Annotated in this window: 18 protein-coding genes; 9 read left to right on the top strand and 9 right to left on the bottom strand. The window is 69.5% G+C overall.

The annotated features are described in order from the left end of the window. The first annotated feature begins 53 nt into the window (after positions 1–53). The gene (fdhA, locus tag ACH01S_RS14540; RefSeq protein ID WP_218010255.1) at positions 54–1,268 is read left to right on the top strand and encodes a formaldehyde dehydrogenase, glutathione-independent; all 1,215 of its coding nucleotides are present in this window, start codon (positions 54–56) and stop codon (positions 1,266–1,268) included. A 54-nt stretch (positions 1,269–1,322) separates the two neighbouring features. Here the strand turns inward: fdhA and ACH01S_RS14535 are convergent, their stop codons facing one another. Further along, entirely contained in the window at positions 1,323–2,066 is a 744-nt protein-coding gene (locus ACH01S_RS14535; RefSeq protein ID WP_067890924.1) for a FadR/GntR family transcriptional regulator, read from the bottom strand. A 96-nt stretch (positions 2,067–2,162) separates the two neighbouring features. Here ACH01S_RS14535 and ACH01S_RS14530 point away from each other — a divergent pair, with 96 nt between their 5' ends. Then, positions 2,163–2,681 carry a YbaK/EbsC family protein gene (locus ACH01S_RS14530; protein WP_067890849.1) on the top strand — a complete coding sequence of 173 codons (519 nt, stop codon included), beginning with the start codon at positions 2,163–2,165 and terminating at the stop codon, positions 2,679–2,681. A gap of 33 nt (positions 2,682–2,714) precedes the next feature. On the opposite strand, the gene ACH01S_RS14525 is transcribed toward ACH01S_RS14530, so the two are convergent. Further along, complete coding sequence (locus ACH01S_RS14525; protein ID WP_067890846.1) at positions 2,715–3,824, bottom strand: FAD-binding protein; 1,110 nt, start codon at positions 3,822–3,824, stop codon at positions 2,715–2,717. A gap of 91 nt (positions 3,825–3,915) precedes the next feature. Then, on the bottom strand, positions 3,916–4,437 hold the full coding sequence (locus ACH01S_RS14520; protein ID WP_083980684.1) for a MarR family winged helix-turn-helix transcriptional regulator: 522 nt from the start codon (positions 4,435–4,437) through the stop codon (positions 3,916–3,918). 117 nt (positions 4,438–4,554) lie between these two features. On the opposite strand from ACH01S_RS14520, the gene ACH01S_RS14515 reads away from it, so the two are divergent. Then, the gene (locus ACH01S_RS14515; protein WP_067890843.1) at positions 4,555–5,016 is read left to right on the top strand and encodes a DoxX family protein; all 462 of its coding nucleotides are present in this window, start codon (positions 4,555–4,557) and stop codon (positions 5,014–5,016) included. 373 nt (positions 5,017–5,389) lie between these two features. Further along, positions 5,390–6,826, top strand: coding sequence for an alpha,alpha-trehalose-phosphate synthase (UDP-forming) (locus ACH01S_RS14510; RefSeq protein WP_067890841.1), 1,437 nt, complete (start codon positions 5,390–5,392; stop codon positions 6,824–6,826). Here the strand turns inward: ACH01S_RS14510 and ACH01S_RS14505 are convergent. Then, positions 6,756–7,436: an ATP-binding protein gene (locus tag ACH01S_RS14505; RefSeq protein ID WP_083980689.1), complete on the bottom strand. Its 681-nt coding sequence runs from the start codon at positions 7,434–7,436 to the stop codon at positions 6,756–6,758. The genes ACH01S_RS14510 and ACH01S_RS14505 overlap by 71 nt on opposite strands. Before the next feature lie 201 nt (positions 7,437–7,637). Here ACH01S_RS14505 and ACH01S_RS14500 point away from each other — a divergent pair, with 201 nt between their 5' ends. Further along, complete coding sequence (locus tag ACH01S_RS14500; RefSeq protein WP_067890834.1) at positions 7,638–7,868, top strand: DUF397 domain-containing protein; 231 nt, start codon at positions 7,638–7,640, stop codon at positions 7,866–7,868. A 69-nt stretch (positions 7,869–7,937) separates the two neighbouring features. Further along, positions 7,938–9,461, top strand: a complete 1,524-nt coding sequence (locus tag ACH01S_RS14495; protein ID WP_067890831.1) for an AMP-binding protein — start codon at positions 7,938–7,940, stop codon at positions 9,459–9,461. Between the two features lie 379 nt (positions 9,462–9,840). Here ACH01S_RS14495 and ACH01S_RS14490 read toward each other — a convergent pair whose 3' ends face one another. The 3 genes from ACH01S_RS14490 to ACH01S_RS14480 form a co-directional block, all read right to left on the bottom strand. Continuing rightward, positions 9,841–11,304, bottom strand: a complete 1,464-nt coding sequence (locus tag ACH01S_RS14490; RefSeq protein ID WP_067890830.1) for a DHA2 family efflux MFS transporter permease subunit — start codon at positions 11,302–11,304, stop codon at positions 9,841–9,843. Between the two features lie 539 nt (positions 11,305–11,843). Continuing rightward, positions 11,844–15,098, bottom strand: coding sequence for an NACHT domain-containing protein (locus ACH01S_RS14485; RefSeq protein ID WP_169809264.1), 3,255 nt, complete (start codon positions 15,096–15,098; stop codon positions 11,844–11,846). 125 nt (positions 15,099–15,223) lie between these two features. Next, positions 15,224–15,571, bottom strand: coding sequence for a VOC family protein (locus ACH01S_RS14480; RefSeq protein WP_067890824.1), 348 nt, complete (start codon positions 15,569–15,571; stop codon positions 15,224–15,226). Between the two features lie 186 nt (positions 15,572–15,757). Here ACH01S_RS14480 and ACH01S_RS14475 point away from each other — a divergent pair, with 186 nt between their 5' ends. Beyond that, on the top strand, positions 15,758–16,558 hold the full coding sequence (locus ACH01S_RS14475; protein ID WP_067890821.1) for an MBL fold metallo-hydrolase: 801 nt from the start codon (positions 15,758–15,760) through the stop codon (positions 16,556–16,558). A gap of 5 nt (positions 16,559–16,563) precedes the next feature. On the opposite strand, the gene ACH01S_RS14470 is transcribed toward ACH01S_RS14475, so the two are convergent. After that, positions 16,564–16,959, bottom strand: a complete 396-nt coding sequence (locus ACH01S_RS14470; protein WP_083980681.1) for an ATP-binding protein — start codon at positions 16,957–16,959, stop codon at positions 16,564–16,566. A 188-nt stretch (positions 16,960–17,147) separates the two neighbouring features. Here ACH01S_RS14470 and ACH01S_RS14465 point away from each other — a divergent pair, with 188 nt between their 5' ends. Then, positions 17,148–17,996, top strand: a complete 849-nt coding sequence (locus ACH01S_RS14465; protein ID WP_067890818.1) for a helix-turn-helix domain-containing protein — start codon at positions 17,148–17,150, stop codon at positions 17,994–17,996. Beyond that, positions 17,993–18,208: a DUF397 domain-containing protein gene (locus ACH01S_RS14460; RefSeq protein WP_067890815.1), complete on the top strand. Its 216-nt coding sequence runs from the start codon at positions 17,993–17,995 to the stop codon at positions 18,206–18,208. The genes ACH01S_RS14465 and ACH01S_RS14460 overlap by 4 nt, the downstream gene beginning before the upstream one ends. Before the next feature lie 53 nt (positions 18,209–18,261). Here ACH01S_RS14460 and ACH01S_RS14455 read toward each other — a convergent pair whose 3' ends face one another. Next, complete coding sequence (locus tag ACH01S_RS14455; RefSeq protein WP_067890812.1) at positions 18,262–18,744, bottom strand: hypothetical protein; 483 nt, start codon at positions 18,742–18,744, stop codon at positions 18,262–18,264. Positions 18,745–18,767: the final 23 nt, after the last annotated feature.

Below are 18,767 nucleotides of genomic sequence, written 5' to 3'. Positions count from 1 at the left end.
GCAATAAATCGGGTAGGGGTTCCGGACGATCCTCAAACGCGGAGGGAGGGGTCGTGGCGGACACCAACCGAGGCGTCGTGTACCAGCGGCCCGGCGAGGTCACGGTCGAGGACCTGGACTTCCCGAAGCTCGAACTGGCCGAGCAGAACGGCCGCAAGCTGCAGCACGGCGTCATCCTCAAGGTACTGGCCACCAACATCTGCGGGTCCGACCAGCACATGGTGCGCGGCCGGACCACCGCCCCCGCCGGGCTCACGCTCGGCCACGAGATCACCGGCGAGGTGATCGAGACCGGCAGGGACGTCGAGTTCATCAAGGAGGGCGACCTCGTCAGCGTCCCGTTCAACATCGCCTGCGGACGCTGCCGCAACTGCAAGGAGCGCCACACCGGCGTGTGCGAGAACGTCAACCGGGACCGTCCGGGCGCCGCCTACGGGTACGTCGACATGGGCGGCTGGCACGGCGGGCAGGCGCGGTACGCGGTCGTCCCGTACGCCGACTTCAACCTGCTCAAGTTCCCCGCCGACCGCGACACGGTCATGGCGAAGCTCGAAGACCTGGCCATGCTGTCGGACATCTTCCCGACCGGCTACCACGGCGCCTACACGGCGGGCGTGACCACGGGCTCCACCGTGTACGTGGCGGGCGCGGGCCCGGTCGGGCTCGCCTGCGCCACCGCGTGCCACGTCCTCGGCGCCGCCGTCGTGATCGTCGGCGACATGAACGAGGGGCGCCTCGGGCAGGCGCGCGAGTTCGGCTGCGAGACGATCGACCTGTCCCAGCACGACGACGTGTCCGAGCAGATCGAGCAGATCCTCGGCGTCGGCGAGGTGGACGCGGCGGTCGACTGCGTCGGGTTCGAGGCGCGCGGCCACGGGCCGAAGGGGTCGACGGGGGAGCAGCCCGCGACCGTCCTCAACACGCTGATGGACATCACCCGCGCCGCGGGCGGGCTCGGCATCCCCGGCCTCTACGTCACGGGCGACCCGGGCGCGGAGGACGAGAACGCGAAGATCGGTCAGCTCGGCCTGCGGATCGGGCTCGGCTGGGCCAAGTCGCTGTACTTCGTCACGGGGCAGTGCCCGGTGATGAGCTACAACCGGCAGCTCATGATGTCGATCCTGTACGACAAGGTGCAGATCGCGCGGAACGTCAACGCGGCGGTCATCCCGCTCGACCAGGCGCCCGAGGGGTACGCCGAGTTCGACAAGGGCGCGGCGCGCAAGTACATCCTCGACCCGCACGGCGTGCTCGCCGACGCCGCGTAGAGGGAGCCAGGGGGGCGGCTCCGCTTCGTCCCGTCCGACGGGACGGAGCGCGAGCTAGCCGCGCCCGCCGCCGGGACGGCGCGGTCCCGCGATCATGATCGCCTCGGTCTCGGTGAAGTAGGCCGCCGCCGCCTCGCGGGCGCGGCCGGGGTCCCCGGCGCACAGCGCGTCGACCAGCGGCGCGATCCGCGCGGCCGCGGCGGCGGGGTCGGCGAACGCGTGCGCGAACCCGTCCCGGACGGCCAGGTAGGCGTTCAGCAGGGCGTTGACCATGAACCCGTAGACCCGGTTCCCGGTCGCGGCGGCGATCACCCGGTGGATCTCGCACTCGGCGAGCTGCGCGGTGGAGGCGTCCTCGGCGTCCCGCAGCACCGCCGCGAGCCGCCGCAGGCGGTCGCGGTGCTCGGCCGTGGCGTGCGCGGCGGCCTTGCCCGCGACATGCGCGCCGATCTCCCTGCGGACCTCGAAGACCTCCCGCATCCAGGCCGGGCCGACCGTGCTGACCAGCATCGGCAGCAGCTCGGGGCCGCCGAGCCGCTCGTAGTCGCGGACCCGCGTCCCGACCCCGTGCCGCGTCTCCAGCAGCCCCGCCTGCGCCAGCCGGACGATCGCGTGCTTCAGCGACGTCCGCGTCACCGCGTACCCGGCGGCGAGCTCCCGCTCCGGCGGCAGGTACGAGCCGGGCGGGTAGCGGCCGCTCAGCACGTCGTCGCGGAGCCGGTCGACGAGGGCGTCCACGACCGTGTCGCGGGGAATGGGCGAGGGCGGCACAGCGCCTCCAGAGGTCCACTGGCTCATCCACTGGACCATATCGCCTCCCGGTGATCCGTGGCAGGGTGGGACCCTGACCACAGGCTCGGGGTGCCACCGGCCGAGATCAAGAGGGGGACGCGCATGCTCGGCGAGCTCGACTGGCGACCGGCGGGCGACCGCCCCGACCTGCTCGCCGCCCCGGTCGCGGCGGCGCTCGCCGCGGTGCCGGACGCCGAGACCGCCGAGATCGACCCCGACCTGGCCGACACGGCCGCGTTCTGCGAGCGCTATGCCGTCCCGCTGGACGCCAGCGCCAACTGCGTGGTCGTCGCCGCCAAGCGCGGCGGCGAGGTCGGCTACGCGGCCTGCATGATCCTCGCCACCGGGCGCGCGGACGTGAACGGCGTCGTCCGCAAGCGCCTCGGCGCCCGCAAGGCGTCCTTCGCCCCGATGGCGGACGCGACGTCCCTCACCGGCATGGAGTACGGCGGCATCACCCCGGTCGGCCTCCCCGCGGGCTGGCCGATCCTCGTGGACGAGGCCGTCGCCGCCGCGTCCCGCGTCGTGATCGGCAGCGGCCTGCGGCGCTCGAAGCTCCTCGTCCCGGGCAAGGCCCTCACCGGCCTTCCCAGCGCGGAGGTCCTCGCCCTCGCCCTGTGACCGGCCCTGTGGCCGGGCGAGGTCGCCCACGGCTCAGGACGGGACCGCGTCGACCGCGTACCGGGCGCCGCCCACGGCGCGGGCGCGGTCGAGCAGCGTCCGGTTCGCGGCCAGCATCGCCTCGACCGGCGCGCACCCGGGCGACGCCGTGCGCAGCATGCCGAACAGGACGGCCGCGCCGCCCGCCACCGGAACGCGTCCGGACCGCACCACCCTGACCAGGATGATGCCGCTGAGCCCGAGGTCGGCCGGGGTCGTCTCCGCCATCGTCGACTCGATCACCTCGGCCGCCCGCGACACCGGCAGGAACACCATCCCCTGCGGGTGCGGCCGCGCCCACTCGCCGAGCGCGATCAATTCCGCCACGTCGGGACGCATCCGGTCGCAGAAGTCGAAGTACGCGAGCTCCTCGGTCTCGGCCGTGCCGGGCGGCGGCTCGCCGCCGTCCGTTGGGAGGACGGCCTTGACCTCGTAGGCCCACCCGTCGTCGGCGGGCTTGATCCGGGCGGACACCTCCTCGGCCCGCACCTCCCGCTGGACGCGCAGCATGTCCGCCGCGTCCCGGCACGGGATGGTGCAGCACAGCACCCGCTCCGGTGCCGGAACGAGCCGCAGCTCCGCCGCCGTGATCACGCCGTGCCGCCCGACCCCGCCCAGCACCGCGTCGAACACCTCGGGACGGACGCCGGGCGAGCAGCGCACCGCCTCCCCGCCGACGACGGCGTCCAGCGCGCGGACGTTGTCCCCCTGCGTGCCGTACCGGTGCGACGTCCCGCCGACGCCGCCCGCGGAGAGCGTCCCGCCCACGGTCAGGTCGAGGTAGTCGGTCAGCACCGGCGGCGCCAGCCCGTGCGGCAGCGTCGCCGCGAGGACCTCGCGCCAGCTCGCCCCGGCCCCGGCCACCGCCGTGCCGCCGTCGCCGGCCGCGCCCGTCTCGACGACGTCGACCCCGGCCAGGCCGCGCAGGTCGAGCGACACGCCGGACGTCAGCGACTGGCCGTACGTCGAATGCCCGAGGCCGCGCGGCAGCGCCTCCAGGCCGTCCGCGGCGGCGTCCCGGACGGCGGCGGCGACCTCGTCCGCCGACCCCGGCCGCACCACCCGGACGGGCGTCCGCTCCACGATCCCACCGAAATCGCGCATGCCCCCACCCTCTCGCGAACCCGCCCGCCACGACCCCCGACCCGCCGTGCGGCCCGCGCGGACGTGCTCAGGGGGGACGGTCAGCGGGGGCTCAGCGGGCGCGGAGGCGGTCGGTGACGCGGCCGAGCGCGTCGCCGAGCACCGCGATCTCCTCCGGCGTCAGCACCTCGATCAGCGCCTCCCGGACGACGCGCCGGTGCCCCGGCCTGACCTGGGCCAGGCGCTCGGCGCCTGCGTCGGTCAGCTCGGCCCAGACCGAGCGCCGGTCGTCCTCGCAGCCGGTCCGCCGGACGAGCCCCGCGCGTTCGAGCTGGGTCACCTGGTAGGTCAGGCGGCTCTTGGACACCATCACCTTGCGCGCGAGGTCGGACATCCGCAGCCGGTTGCCGTCCGCCAGCGACAGCCCGACCAGCACCTCGAACTCGGGATGCGAGAGCCCGCCGTCCCGCTTGAGCTGCCGCTCGATCTCGTGGTCGAGCAGGTGGCTCGCGGCCAGGAAGGCCATCCAGGCGCGCATCTCGTCCGGCCCCAGCGCGTCCGGTTCGAGCGCGCCCGGTCCGAGCGCGTCCGGTTCCAGGGCGTCTGGTTCGTGGGCGTCCGCACCGTCGCTCATATCGGGATTCTAGTTGTTCTGAATGAATTTCGAAGTTTCTAAATGTTCTGGATTTGAATCACCCTGCTAGCGTCGGGAAACGTTCATATTTGAAACTTCAACCGAAGGAGACGAGGCATGCTCCCACCCCGCCGTCACCCCGTCATGCCCGACGCCGGACTCCTCCTCGGACGGCTCGCGGTCGGCGTGATCTTCGTCGCGCACGGCTGGCAGAAACTCGTCGACGAAGGGCACGCGGAGGTCGCGAAGTCCTTCGACCACCTTGGCATCCCCGTGCCGAGCCTGTCCGCGCTGTACTGCACCTGGGTCGAGCTGTTGGGCGGCCTCGCGCTCATCGCAGGGTTCCTCGTCCCCCTCGCCGGGGTGCTCATCGCGCTGAACATGGCCGGAGCGTTCTGGTTCGTCCACATGGACAACGGCCTGTTCTCCGAGAAGGGCGGCTACGAGTACGTGATGGTCCTCGCGGCCGTCTCGGTGCTGTTCGCGCTCACCGGCGCCGGCCGGTACTCGCTGGACGCCCTCCTGTGGACCCGCCACGGCGAGGGCGCCGGACGGGACCGGGAGTCCGTCCGCGCCTGACAGGCCCCGCTGGGGCCCCCTCCCAGCCCACCGACCCACCCCAGCCAGCCCGTCCGCGCCCGTGCGGCCCGGTCCGTCGCGACCGCCGCCGCCGGCGCGGGCGGGCTGGACGCATCTACGGGCGAAATGTGATGTATGTAACTTTTTGTCCGACTGTCCGGCTCGTGACCCGTCCACCGTGACCGGACGATCAACAGCGGTCACCTGCCGGGAAAGGAATCTGGTCCGCTCCAATCCCGGTGGCGGGCCTCCCCGCCCTCCTGACACCGACCTTTTCCGGACATCAGCCCTTAACGTCGAAGTGACAAGATGTTCCTGATGACCGTTTCTGGGCATGGTGATCACTGAATGTTCCTGGAGAGGCAGGTCGCAGGTGTCGCGCGGTAGTGAGTTCGTGGTGGTGGCCAATCGGCTTCCGGTCGATCGGAGCGTCGGGGCGGACGGGGTGCCGCGCTGGCGGCGGAGTCCAGGGGGCCTGGTCAGCGCCATCGCCCCGGTGATGCGGCGCAGGAAGGGGACCTGGATCGGCTGGACGGGCGCCCCGGACGAGGAGTTGGAGCCCTTCGAGGAAGACGGCATGGCGCTCCACCCCATCGCGCAGTCGGCGCGCGAGGTCGAGCTGTACTACGAGGGCTTCTCGAACGCCACGCTGTGGCCGCTCTACCACGACGTCGTCGCCCCGCCCGTCTACGACCGCGCGATGTGGGACGCCTATGTCGGCGTCAACCGGCGGTTCGCGGAGGCGGCGGCGAAGGTCGCGGCCGAGGGCGCGATCGTCTGGGTGCAGGACTACCAGCTCCAGCTCGTCCCGCGGATGCTGCGGGAGCTGCGTCCCGACCTGCGCATCGGGTTCTTCCTGCACATCCCGTTCCCGCCGCTGGAGCTGTTCTGGCAGCTTCCGTGGCGGCGGCAGATCCTGGAGGGCCTGCTCGGCGCCGACCTGGTCGGCTTCCAGCTGCCGGGGGCGGCGGCCAACTTCGTCCGGCTCTGCCGCCGCCTGCTCGACGCCCGGTACGTCAAGCAGGACGTGTACTGGGACGACCGCGTCGTCCGCGCCCGCGCGTTCCCCATCTCGGTGGACGTCGGCGAGCTGAACGACCTGGTCGGACGCTCCGACGTGCAGGAGCGCGTCAAGGAGATCCGCTCCGACCTCGGGGACGCGACCATCCTCCTGGGCGTGGACCGGCTCGACTACACGAAGGGCATCACGCAGCGGCTGCAGGCGTTCGGCGAGTTGTTCGAGGACGGCCGCATCAAGCCGGGTCAGGCGGTGTTCGTGCAGATCGCGACGCCGAGCCGGGAGCGCGTCGAGCAGTACCAACTGCTCCGCGAGGAGATCGAGCAGCTCGTCGGTCGTATCAACGGCGAGCACGGCGAAATCGGTTTTCCGGTCATCCACTATCTGCACAGTTCGTACGATCGCGCCGAGCTGACCGCGCTCTACCTGGCCGCGGACCTGATGGTGGTGACCCCGCTGCGGGACGGCATGAACCTCGTCGCGAAGGAGTACGTGGCATGCCGCAAGGACCTGCGCGGCGCGCTCGTGCTCAGCGAGTTCACCGGCGCCGCCGCCGAGCTGCGGCGGGGCGCGTTCATGGTCAACCCCTACGACATCGACGGCCTCAAGGGCACCCTGCTCGCCGCGCTGGACGCCGAGCCCGCCGACCAGGCGCGGCGGATGCGGTCGATGCGCCGCCGCGTGATCGAGCACGACGTGGACCGCTGGGCCCACGAGTTCCTCAGTGAGCTGGAGAATCCGGTGCGGTCGGCGGAGCGGGGCGAGACGCTTCCGGTGGCGATGGAGGGCTGACCCGCAGGTCGAAGGCCGCCCAGACGGCCTTGCCGCCGGTCGCCAGCCGCGCCCAGCCCCAGGCGTCGCTGATCGCGCCGACGACGAGCAGGCCGCGGCCGCCCTCGAAGAACCGGTCGGGCTCGCTCGGGGCCGGCTCGGGCGCGCGCCCGCCCGGGTCGGTCACCGAGACGACGAGCCGCCTCGGGTGGCCGATCAGGACGAGCTGGATCGGGCACAGCGGTAGCGGTTGGGGGAGTCCCTCCATACCGTGACGGAGTGCGTTCGTCACCAGTTCGGAGACGGTGACGATGACGTCCCCGGTTTCCCCTGACACGCCCCACGCGTCCAGTGTGAGCTGAGTGAACTCGCGCGCCGCGCGGGGCGCGGTGATCTCCGCGGGGAACACGCGGCGGGCGGTGCGCGGCGTTCCGGCGTGCGGCGCGGGCCAGCGTCCGGCCAGGCCGGGCACGGCGACCGGGACGCTCGCGGGGACGGGTGCGGGGACGTTCGGGCCGGGCGGCGGGGCCGCGGGGGCGTCGGGCCAGGGATGAAGGGCCGCGGGGCGCCGCGACCGTCCGCTTCCCATGGCGGCGGGAGCAGCGACGTCGTCTGCCTGGTCAACGGTCATGGTCATTAACCTCAGAGGCGTGCGGGGTGGTCACCGGCGAGCGTTCGCTATCTTGCTCCTCAAGTCGTGCAGATGCAAGACCGTCTGCATGAACCGATGCAAGAACGAATGCACGTGCATCTCGTACCATTTGTGTGGGGTGGGGCGAGATCGCGGCCTTCCGTACGGGAGGCTGAGACGCCTAGAGGGGGCAGACCAACGATGGACGGCCATCAGATGCTGGACGTCTTGCGCAGCGAACTCGTCTGGCAGAAGAGCCGGCGGAGCAATCCGTCCGGCAACTGCGTCGAGATGGCGGAGCTCCCCACCGGGGAGATCGCCGTGCGCAACTCCCGAGACCCCGAGGGGGCGGTGCTCGTCTACACCCGCGAGGAGGTGGAGGCGTTCGTGGGCGGAGCCAAGGACGGTGACTTCGACCACATGCTCGTCTGACCCGGCGGACGTCCGCCCGGTCGACCGAATGCCGTTCCATCCGGCGGTCCCGACAGGTAGCGTGCCGCCATGCACCTGGGGCAGAACGCCGGGCTGACGCCCGACAAGCCCGCCGTCATCATGGCGGGCTCCGGGACGGTCGTGACCTACAGGGAACTGAACGAGGAGTCCAACCGGCTCGCGCAGTTGCTCCGCGCGGAGGGACTGTGCCCGGGGGACCACATCGCGTTCATGCTGGAGAACCATCCGCTTTACCTGGCCATCGCCTGGGCCGCGCAACGGTCCGGGCTCTATTACACGGCGGTCGGCAGTCGCCTCCAGCGGGACGAGATCGCCTACATCGTGGGCAACTGCGGGGCCAAGGCGTTCATCGCCGACGCGTCGATCGAGAACGCGCGCCCCGCGCCGGACGTGCCGCTGCGCTTGATGCTCGGCGGCACGTCACCCGGCTACGCGTCTTACGAGGAGAACGTCGCCCGGTACCCGTCCACGCCCATCGAGGACGAGTGCGAAGGCGCGGACATGCTCTACTCGTCCGGGACGACCGGTCGTCCCAAGGGAGTGAAGCCGCCCCTCTCCAAGGGCCCCATGGGCAGCCAGAACATCCTCCACGGGCTGCTCTCGCTGCTCTTCCAGCCCGACGCCGACTCGGTGTACCTGTCCCCGGCGCCGCTCTACCACGCAGCACCGCTGCGCTACTGCCTCACCATGCACCGCTTCGGCGCGACCGTTGTGGTGATGGAGAAGTTCGACGCCGAACAGGCCCTCGCCGCCATCGAGAAGTACGGCGTGACCCACAGCCAGTGGGTGCCGACCATGTTCATCCGGATGCTCCGGCTACCGGAAGAGACCCGCGCCAAGTACGACCTGTCGACGCTGCGCGCCGCCGTGCACGCGGCCGCGCCATGCCCCGTCCCGGTCAAGGAGCGGATGTTCGACTGGTGGGGGCCGGTCCTGCACGAGTACTACGCGGGCACCGAGGCCAACTGCTTCGTCTACGCGGGCCCCGAGGACTGGCTCGCCCACCGCGGCACGGTCGGACGTCCCATCCTGGGCGAGGTCCACGTGTGCGATGAGGACGGCCGCGAACTCCCGCCCGGCACTCCCGGGACGCTCTACTTCGGCAAGGGCCCCCGTTTCGAGTACCACGGCGACGAGGCCAAGACCGCCGCGTCCCGCGACCCGCTGGGCCGCGGCTGGACGACCCTCGGCGACATCGGCTACGTGGACGAGGACGGCTTCATCTACCTCACCGACCGCCGCGCCTACATGATCATCAGCGGCGGGGTGAACGTCTACCCGCAGGAGGCGGAGAACGTCCTCGCCGTCCATCCCGAGGTCGCGGACGTCGCCGTGTTCGGCGTCCCGGACGAGGAGATGGGGGAGGCGGTGCATGCCGTCGTCCAGCCGAACTCCATGGAAGCCGCGGGCCCGGAGCTGGAGGCCGAGCTGATCGCGTACTGCCGCGACCGCCTGGCCCACTACAAATGCCCCCGCGCGGTCGACTTCCGCCCCGAACTCCCTCGCCACCCGACGGGCAAGCTCTACAAGCGCCTACTCAGAGACGAATACTGGCCCACCGCACCGGCATGACGGACCGTCGCTCGTAGCGGCGTGGCGGGGTTGCTTGAGGGCGCCTGGCTTGGCGCCGCGCCGGGATGACGGGGCCGTAGCTCCTGGTCGCGGGGCGGCTTGAAGGCGCGGGGTTTGGGGGTGCGTTGGGGTGGCTTCAGGGGGGCTTTAGCGGGCGGCGCGATCCTTTGGTTGGGACCGCGACGCCTGGGCGGGCCCGTGGTGGCTTGGGCGGGCGTCCTGGGGACGTCCCCGGAAAGGTCCCGGAGACGCTTTGGAAGGGTTGGCCCGAGGGGCGCTGAGACGGCCGTGGACGGCGAACGCCCCGGCCGGGCCCGCGTGGGGCCGGGCCGGGGCTTGGACCGCGCCAGAAGCGTCCTGCGAGCCGTCCCGCGGCGGCTCAGTGCATCGGCATCGGGGCGTCGGCCGTCGTAGCGGTGGTGTCCGGCCTCCGGCGCGGCAGCAGCAGCGCCGGGATGAAGGCGAGGGCGATCAGCCCGACCGCGTACCAGTAGGTGTGCTGGAACGCGTCCGCCATCGGTCCGGCGATCTTCGCCATCACCTCGGGCGGCGGCTTCTGCGTGCTGCCGATCTCACCGCCGCCACCGCCGCCGAGCTCGCTCGTGAGGCGGTTGGCGAGCAGCACCGACATCCCCGCGGTGCCGATGGACGCCGACACCTGCTGGATGATGTTCAGCATCGTGCTGGCCCGCGGAACCTCGTCGTGGACGAGGGTCTGGATGGCGGCCGCCATGGTCGGCATCATCGTCATGCCCATGCCGAGACCCATGACGAACAGCACGGACCCGAGCGCCCAGTAGGACGTGTCGGCCCCGAGGACGGTCGCGAAGCCCGCCACCGACAGCACCACGACGACCAGGCCGAACAGGACGACCCGTCCAGGACCGATCCGGTCGGTGAGCTTGCCGCCGATCGGCATCGTGATCATCGCGCCGAGGCCCTGCGGGGCGAGCAGCAGGCCCGCCGCCATCGCGCCCTCGCCGCGCACGGTCTGGTAGTACAGCGGCAGCAGCAGCATCGCGCCCATGAAGGCGGTGATGAACAGCACCATGGTGCCGGACGCCGCCGCCACCGACCGGCGCCGCAGCAGCCGCAGGTCGATCAGCGGGTTGCGCGCGGACAGGGCCCGGAACACGAACCCGATGACCAGCACCGCGCCGACCACCGTGAAGATCAGCGGCTGGGTCTGGAGGAAGTCGCGCTCCTCCGCGCCCTTCGCGACGCCGTAGATCAGCGAGGCGAGGCCCGGGGACAGCAGGAGCAGCCCGATCAGGTCGAGCCGTTCGGCCGGCTTGGGCTCGTCCCGCTTGAGGATCCGCCCCGCCAGCACCAGCGCGACGATGCCGATCGGCAGGTTGATGAAGAAGATCCAGCGCCAGGACACGTCGTCGACGAGGTAGCCGCCGATGATCGGCCCGAGGATGGGGCCGAGCAGCATCGGCACGCCGACGATGCTCATCACCTGTCCGACCCGCTGCGGCCCCGCCGCCTGGGTCATGATGGTCATCGCGGCGGGCATGATCATTCCACCGCCGAGCCCCTGCAGGACCCGGAAGAAGATCAGGCTCTCCGCCGACCACGCGAGACCGGCCAGCGTCGAGCCGATCACGAACAGCCCGATCGAGGCCATGTACAGGCGTTTCGTGCCGAACCTCGCCGAGGCCCATCCCGTGATCGGGATCACGGTGGCGAGCGCCAGCGTGTAGCCGGTGGCCACCCACTGGATCGTGGCCAGGGAGGTGTTGAACTCCTTGGCCAGGTCGTTGATTGCCACGTTGACGACGGTCACGTCCAGGATGGACATGATCGCGCCGAGGACGACGACCCCGGCCACCACGAGCACGCCGCGGTCTAGGCCACCGCCTGCGTCGGGTTCCTTGAGTGGGCCGTCCGCCGTCTTCTGAGACGCGGGAGCGGTCAAGAGAGACTTCCAATCGTCGAGGCCCGCGCACGCGGGCACGCAGGGACCATGGGCTCGTTCAGGGGGTTACCGCCGCAAAATACTGCAGCGACTGACACTTTCGCGAACGGTTAAACTCCGCAGGCTCCGGGAGTATTCCAACGGGGTACGACAGAACCGCCCAGCTCCACGGCTCCGAGCGTCCGACCTCGACCAGGCTTGAGGTCAACGAAGTGTGACAGACGCGACATCATGCCCTCCCTTCGCCTGCACGCACACACGGACAGACCGCCCGACCACCTGAAACTCATCGCGTCCCCCCGATCTTCCTCACCGACCACGCCCCCGGCGCGCCCGCTACCGTCCTTCACCCACAAGACGCCACAAGCCCTCGATGTGTGACGCGCCCCAGGGCCGGATCCGGACGGCCGCCTACGCGCGCGCTTGTTGCCTCGATACGGCAGGACGCGGCGGAAGCGGACCTAGAGGAACTTCAACCGGCTGCCGAGCGCATCAGCGTTGCGGACGTCCTGGCCCGCTCCGATGGTGACCGTGAGGCCGGTGTGGTCGGCGAGCGGCGACAGATCGACCCCTGGCGCCACGTGCGTCAGGGAGACCTCCGCCAAGTTTGAGAGCGATGCCAGCGGGCTCACATCAGTGATGTGGCCGCATTGGTCGAGCCATAGGTGCTGCAGGTGGGAGAGGGAACCCAGTGGTTCGAGGTCATCGATGGAGGTCCGGGAGAGGGTCAGCGTCTGGAGGTCGGCCAATGAGGCGAGGGGGCCGAGATCCCGGACATTCTTGCAACCACCCATGTGGAGCTCCGTCAGCGGCAAGCTCCTGAGCGGTTGCAGGTCGTTAAGCCAGTCGCACTGGGTCGCGCTCAGACTCTTAAGGCCCGGAGCTGCCTGGCAGATCCCCTCCAACCCGTCGACCAGCCGTGAGCGGGATACTGCCAGCCGATGAAGGGCGCTCAGGGGAGGCAGCGCGTCGAGGCGTGTGAGATGGACGCAGTTATGAAGCCACAGGCTGGACAGCTCTGTCTGTCGCTTCAAGGGGGCAAAATCGGTGACCGCGTTGCACTCTAAAAGCCAGATTTCCTTGAGCCGCGGCAGTGCGTCCAGGAAGCCGAGATCGCTGAGACGGGGGAAGTCCAGTTGGATGCTCTTCAGAGCAGGGAGCGGCGGAAGAAGAGAAAGATCCTGCGGCGGCTGGTGCGCCAGGAGGGCCAGCCCCACCAACGTAGCCGCGTGGCGTTCGAGGAAACCGAAGTCGTCGATCCGCTTCACGTAGACGGATAGTTTTGAGAGCGGCGACACCTCGCCGATCGCTCTCACCTGGTGCGGCTTCGATATGTGCAGATCGGCGCCCGCGGGGAGCCGCGCGAGGACGCGCTTGGCGAACTCGTCCGCGTCGAAGTAGTTCCACGCCTTGACCAGTTCAGCTCGCACGCTCTCTCGAGGATCGGACGCATAGCGCGCCAGGACCTCCAGAGCGGCCGACCCGTTGATCAGCCAGGCCGCCTGCACCGTTGCCGCCGCTGCCGCCGCGCTGAGACCCGTCAGGTTCTCCGGGAGGCGGGCGAGCACGGGTTCGCCCGCGGTGGCGAGCGAGCGGGCCGAGGCTTCGCTGCGAGGCGGAATGAGGTCATCGAGGCAGCGGTCGAGGTCCCGGCGGAGATCCTCCGGGACGGACGGAAGCGTCTCAAGGCAGGCGATCGCGACGAGTTTCAAGACCCGGGTGCGCCGCTTCTCGGAATGGGCGCGCGTCAGGATGCCGGTGAGGAGTTCGCGTCGTAGCGGCTCGTTGGCGTGTCCGGCGGCCATGATCACCGTCTCGCGCCAGGTGTCGCGATGCGCGCTCTTCACGAGCAGGTCCATGTCGCCGATGTCGGCGGCCTGCTTGGCGGTGAGGTATTCCTGGACGGTCCGGTGCACGAAGTCGATGCGTCCCGGAACCGGTTCACGCAGGATGCCGCTGCGCTGGAGCAGTTCGTCCAAGACGGCGTCCGCACGAGCGTGGAGCCGGGGCATTGACGCCAATCGCTGGTCTACCAGCCGCTCGACCAACGACTTGGGGAGTTCGACGCGGGCGCTGGCCGAGAGGTGCCAGGCGATGTCCTGGAGGATGCGGATCTTCTGCTCACGTTCGAGGACGCTCGGGATGCCGCGCTTCGTGTCACGCGTTTCGAGGAGCATTTCCAGGGCGGCCGCATAAAGGCCCATGCGGTTGCGGGGGAGTGCTTCGCGGTCGAGGTTGAGGGCGCACAGCATGGCGGCCAGCAATGGGCTGGAGGCAAGCGTCCGCAGGTGCGGGGCCGCCTCGAACCTCGCCAGTAGCCGCGCCTCGTATGAGGGGATGCGTTCCAGCGCGCATGGCAGGTCGGGGCAATCGCGGACGGCGTTGTGCCAATGCTGGACGAGCGTCCGCAAGTCCGCCGGGGAGAGCTGTTCGAGGAAGGCCGTCCCGAATCCTTCGGCGCGCAGCCAGTCGGAACCCGCCGCCGCCGGACGGGACGTGACGACGATGCGAATGTCGCGGAATTCGGTGACGATCGCCTTCAGCCATTGCCGGACCGTCTGACGCTGGGCGCTCGTCACCTCGTCGACGCCGTCCACCAGGAGGAGCGCACGTCCGGACGTCAGGCGCCGGTGCACCCACCCGCGCGGCATCAGGCCCGCGAGGTTCCCGGCGACGTCATCGAGGAAGTCCTCCGGACGGGGCAATGGCCCGCCCGCGTGGCTGCGCAGCTTGATGATGAACGGAACGCACCCGTTCCACTCACTCAACGGCCCGTTGAACGAACCACGTGCCGCCGTGATGGCGAGCCAGCGCAGGAGCGTGCTCTTGCCGCTCCCCGCCTCTCCGCGCAGCAGCATCAGACGCTGGTTGCTCAGCGCCGCCTCGACCCGGACGGTCCCCGTTCTGACTTCGTCCCGCCAATCGCTGACCGGAACGGCCTGTGGGGCCAGGTGGCGGCGGTCGCGTCGGCCTTCCTCGGACACGTTCAGGCTTATGTACGCGACGCTCAAAGTCGTCTGCGGACGAGTGAAGCGCTCGAACCGCACACCGAACAACTCCAGTGTGTCGAGCGACTCGCTGATCGACGCCAGATAGCGACGGGTGAACTCGTCGTCCTCGGATTCGCCTTCCGGAGCGTCCAGAGTTCGCACGGGGAGTCGTGCCAGGATGGCTCCCACCTGCTCGGACACCGCGCTCAGGCGGCCGAGCATCTCGACCGAGGCGCGCGGCCCGAACTGCGGGAGATGGACGATGATCCGGGCCAGGCAATCGCAGCACTCGTCGAGCGTGACCTCATAAAGGCGTGCCCCGGCCTCGCCCAACTCGAATTCGGCCCGGCGCGCGGGGAGCCGCGAGCGCAGGCGGCGTGCCAGTTTCACCGCGTCGGCATCGGCCGCGAAGAAGGCCTCGTCTGAAAGGTCTGCGGTCTCCAATGTCCGCGTCACCTCGTGCAGGACGGCTATGCGATCGCCGTCGGTGAGGCCGCGGAACTCGTGCGGGACGAAGGTCAATATCCGCTTGGCGACCGAATCGGCGATCCCCTCCAGTTGACGCTGTGCGTCGCGCCGCCTGATCTCGTCCGGGAACCCGGTCTTGATCAATTCGACCAGGTCCTTGCCTGCGGCGTCCCTCCCCGAACGCCCGGCGAGCCACCGTCCGACGGCCAACTGCGCCACCGATCCGCCCACCCGTATCGCGGCCACCTCGACGGACACCAGACCCCCCATTCGCCGGGAGCCATTATGTCGAGAGCAAGGCGGAACGTGCGCAACCAATGACTAAGGGGTATTTTCCGATCGTCCGGAATGGTGGACGACGCATGGGCGTAACCCGTGAGCGGTCAGAGGTGGGTGAGGATGTTGACCACGCGGCCGTTGGGGTCGCGGACGAAGAAGCGTCGCACTCCCCACTCCTCCTCCTGCAAGGGGTGGACGATCTCCGCGCCGCGCTCCTGCATCAGTGCCCAGACCGCGTCAACGTCCTCGACCTCCACGCTCATGTCGGGCACGACGGGAGCAGTCTCGTCGTGGGTCATGAAGGTGACCTGCGCGGTGGGGTTGGAGGGTGAGGCGAGCGTCATGACCCAGTCGAGGTTCATGACCTCCTCGAACCCGAGGAGGCCGTAGAAGTCGCGGCTCTCCTCCATGGCCTCTGAACGGATATCGGGCATGACCCTGCGGATGGACATAGAGGTCGGCTCCTCAACGACGGAAGAAGGTGGATCTGGCTCCATCCTCTCCTGCACGCAGGGATGACCCGTCATCGCGGGGGTGGATATCGGCGGTTGGAGATTCTTTGCGGGGTGTTGGACGGGGCGTGAGGGTACGCGGCCCCAAGGGGTGCATATGTCTCTAAAGCGACTCTTGGGGACATCATGCACATCTCTCGTCCCGCGCCGGACATCGCCGAGCTGACGGACGCCATCGCGATACCCGGCCTGGGGTTTCTGCCGGTCAACGCCTACGTCGTGTTCGCCCAGGAACCGGTGCTCATCGACACCGGACTCCGCGCGTCCAGCCCGGATTTCCTGGACGAGCTGTGGTCGCTGGTCGAACCCGACGACCTCCGTTGGGTCTACCTCACGCACCCCGACCACACGGGCAGCGTCTTCGAGATCCTGGCCACCGCACAGGACGCGCTCCTCGTGACGACTCGCCCTGGCCTCGGGTTGCTGTCGCTGGAGCATCGCGTGCCACGCGAGAGGGTGTTCGTGCTGAATCCCGGTGAGCGGCTGGACGTGGGAGACCGGCGGCTCATGGCGTTCCGGCCGCCCCTCCGCGACAACCCCGCGACGACCGGGCTCATCGACGAGCTGACCGGGGCCTGCTTCGGCTCCGACTGCTTCGGCGCGCCGATGACGTCCGGCGACCTCGTCCAGAGCGAGGACGTCGCCGCCGTCCCGGACGACGACCGGGTCGCGGGCGAGCGCCTCTGGACGGCCGCCGACACCCCGCGACCGGCCGACATGGACCGCGACGCGTACCTGTCCGGCCTGGCGTGGCTGCGGGACGTCGACCCGCCCGTCGTCCTGGGCTCGCACCTGACGCCCGCGCATTTCCGAGTCGAGGCGGTCTTCGACACGCTCGCCGACGCGCGGGACGCACCGTCCCATATGGGGCGGGACGAACTGATATTCCGCCAAATGCTCGCCGGAATGGAGCCCACCCGCATTTGACGCACTCAACGTGAATGGATCTCGAACCACACGGCGTGACCCTTTCCGCGTCGCTCCACGCCCCAGTCCGCCGTCAGGAACGAGACGAGCAGCAGGCCCCGCCCGCACACCGCCGTCTCGCCCACCAGTGCCAGATGCGGGACGGACGCGCCGCCGCCGTCGTCCACGACCTCCACCCGGACCACCCGCTCCGAGTGGCCCACCTCCACCCGGATCTGCCCGTCCGGCCCGGAGTCCGTGTGCCGCAACGCGTTGGTCACCAACTCGCTCATGCAGACCGCGGCGTCGTCCAGCGCGGGGTGGTCGCCCAGGACGTCCCGGAGCCATTGCCGCGCGTGCCCGGCCGCCCGATCCATCCCCGGCAGCAGAAGCGCGTCGAACTTCAGGGTCGGCACCGTCACCAGTCCACTCCTTCCGGGTCACCATCGCCGAAAAGAATGGGCTGGCCGCGCCCTGCCCAGTGATGCGTTCGCCTCCGTCGTCCCGAGGTCCCCGGGCACATGTGACTCAGTCACTTTTGACTGAGTCACTTTGGCCAACCCGGCCCGTCACCTTCACTGATTACTCATCGTCAGGTCATGATTACGTCATGGATGACCCGCAGCGCCCGACCATGCGAAGCCGCAAGCTCGGAGCGATGCTGCGCGAGCTGCGGGAGAGCCGCGACCTCACCCTCCAGAAGGCCGCCCGCCTGCTGAACCGGACCCCGTCCTCGCTCAGCAAGCTGGAGACCGGCAAACGCGGAATCCGCCGCCCCGCCCTGGAGCACATGCTCGACCGCTACCAACTCACCGACGCCGACCAGCGCAGCGCCCTGTACGAACTCGCCCGCGACTCAAAGAAGAAGGGATGGTGGCTGCGCTACGAGGGCAAGCTCTCCCCTTCAACTCTCGACTACATCTCTCTGGAGGCCGAGGCCACAGTAATCAGGTCTTCTCAACTTCATCTGATTCCAGGGCTCCTGCAGACGAAGCAGTACGCTCGCGCGGTCATCGCATGCGACGTGACTAACAAGGGGACGCCTGACTTCGACGGCCTTGTCGAGATCCGCATGCGGCGTCAGCAAGTCCTCTTCGAGGAGAAAGCACCGCGTATGTGGGCCGTCGTGAGCGAGGGGGCGCTCCGTCAGTGTTTTGGAGGGACCGAGGTGATGAGAGAGCAGCTCATACGGCTAAACGAACTCTCGATGCTGCCGAACCTGACCCTTCAGATTTTGCCCTTCATCGTTGGCGGCCATGCTGGCATCAATGGCTCTTTTACCATGCTGACGACTAACGACCTATCTGTAGTCTTGGTCGAGAACCTCAGGACCGGTTGGTACCTGGAAGACAGCGATGAGATTGCCAGCTACGACGTGGTCTTCAACCATCAGAGGGCTGCCGCGTTGTCGCCATCAGACTCCCGTTCCTTGATCGAACGGCTAGTGTCGGAGCTATGACAAGCCAGCAATATGTCCGATGCTCATGGCGCAAAAGTAGCCACAGTGGGAGCGGTGGAACCGAGTGTGTTGAGGTGGCCGCTCTGGTAGACCAAGGCGTCGCGTTGCGTGACTCCAAGGATGCGGACGGGCCGATGCTGTCCGTGGCGCCGTCCGCCTGGGCAGCCCTCCTCACCAACATCAAGGACGGCTTGCTCGATCTAACTCCCTGACCACAGACTCCTGAGGGACGGCCGCGCTTGCGGTCGTCCCCCCTTTTTCCGGGTCAGGCGGTCTTTGCCTGGGTGATGGCGGTGCGCAGTTCGGTGAGGAAGGTTTTGCCGTCTGGGTCGTCGCCTAGGGCGATGTGGAAGGACGAGTGTTCCGGCACCCCCGACCATGGGCCGGTGGCGGAGATTCCGGTGTCCAGGCTTGCGGGCAGTGGTGGGTCGAGGCTCACGTCCTCCAGGCGGATCGAGCGGACGTGGATTCCGCGCTGGGCACCGGTCACGGCCACCACCAGGTAGCGCGGCAGGAGGAGGGCGATCGTCGTGTGCTCGGTGTCGGGGTCGCCCGACTTCGTCAGCCGTGCCAGCAGCCCTGGCCGCTTCAGCCGGACGCTGCGCGTCACGCAGCAGAGCCGCGCGGCCGTCGCCACGTCGCCGAGTTGATGTGCCTCGCCGTGCTCGGCGAGCGCGTTCCGCACCGCCGGATCGAGTGTGTCCGGCTCGCATCGCCTGCTGGAACGTTCGTACAGCCGGTCCATCATCCACGACCTCCCAGGGATCGCCC

The organism is Actinomadura chibensis NBRC 106107 (genome assembly GCF_001552135.1).
GTDB lineage: Bacteria > Actinomycetota > Actinomycetes > Streptosporangiales > Streptosporangiaceae > Spirillospora > Spirillospora chibensis.
This window is presented reverse-complemented; position numbering and strand designations above follow the sequence as displayed.

What these genes read in the sequence shown, in the direction of transcription:
- ACH01S_RS14495 (WP_067890831.1), top strand. Translation starts at nt 7,938, where the DNA reads ATGCACCTGGGGCAGAACGCCGGGCTGACGCCCGACAAGCCCGCCGTC.
- ACH01S_RS14530 (WP_067890849.1), top strand. Translation starts at nt 2,163, where the DNA reads ATGCTCGGCGAGCTCGACTGGCGACCGGCGGGCGACCGCCCCGACCTG.
- ACH01S_RS14520 (WP_083980684.1), bottom strand. Translation starts at nt 4,437, where the DNA reads ATGAGCGACGGTGCGGACGCCCACGAACCAGACGCCCTGGAACCGGAC.
- ACH01S_RS14515 (WP_067890843.1), top strand. Translation starts at nt 4,555, where the DNA reads ATGCTCCCACCCCGCCGTCACCCCGTCATGCCCGACGCCGGACTCCTC.
- ACH01S_RS14535 (WP_067890924.1), bottom strand. Translation starts at nt 2,066, where the DNA reads ATGAGCCAGTGGACCTCTGGAGGCGCTGTGCCGCCCTCGCCCATTCCC.
- ACH01S_RS14525 (WP_067890846.1), bottom strand. Translation starts at nt 3,824, where the DNA reads ATGCGCGATTTCGGTGGGATCGTGGAGCGGACGCCCGTCCGGGTGGTG.
- ACH01S_RS14455 (WP_067890812.1), bottom strand. Translation starts at nt 18,744, where the DNA reads ATGATGGACCGGCTGTACGAACGTTCCAGCAGGCGATGCGAGCCGGAC.
- ACH01S_RS14500 (WP_067890834.1), top strand. Translation starts at nt 7,638, where the DNA reads ATGGACGGCCATCAGATGCTGGACGTCTTGCGCAGCGAACTCGTCTGG.
- ACH01S_RS14505 (WP_083980689.1), bottom strand. Translation starts at nt 7,436, where the DNA reads ATGACCGTTGACCAGGCAGACGACGTCGCTGCTCCCGCCGCCATGGGA.
- ACH01S_RS14465 (WP_067890818.1), top strand. Translation starts at nt 17,148, where the DNA reads ATGGATGACCCGCAGCGCCCGACCATGCGAAGCCGCAAGCTCGGAGCG.
- ACH01S_RS14460 (WP_067890815.1), top strand. Translation starts at nt 17,993, where the DNA reads ATGACAAGCCAGCAATATGTCCGATGCTCATGGCGCAAAAGTAGCCAC.
- ACH01S_RS14475 (WP_067890821.1), top strand. Translation starts at nt 15,758, where the DNA reads ATGCACATCTCTCGTCCCGCGCCGGACATCGCCGAGCTGACGGACGCC.
- ACH01S_RS14480 (WP_067890824.1), bottom strand. Translation starts at nt 15,571, where the DNA reads ATGTCCATCCGCAGGGTCATGCCCGATATCCGTTCAGAGGCCATGGAG.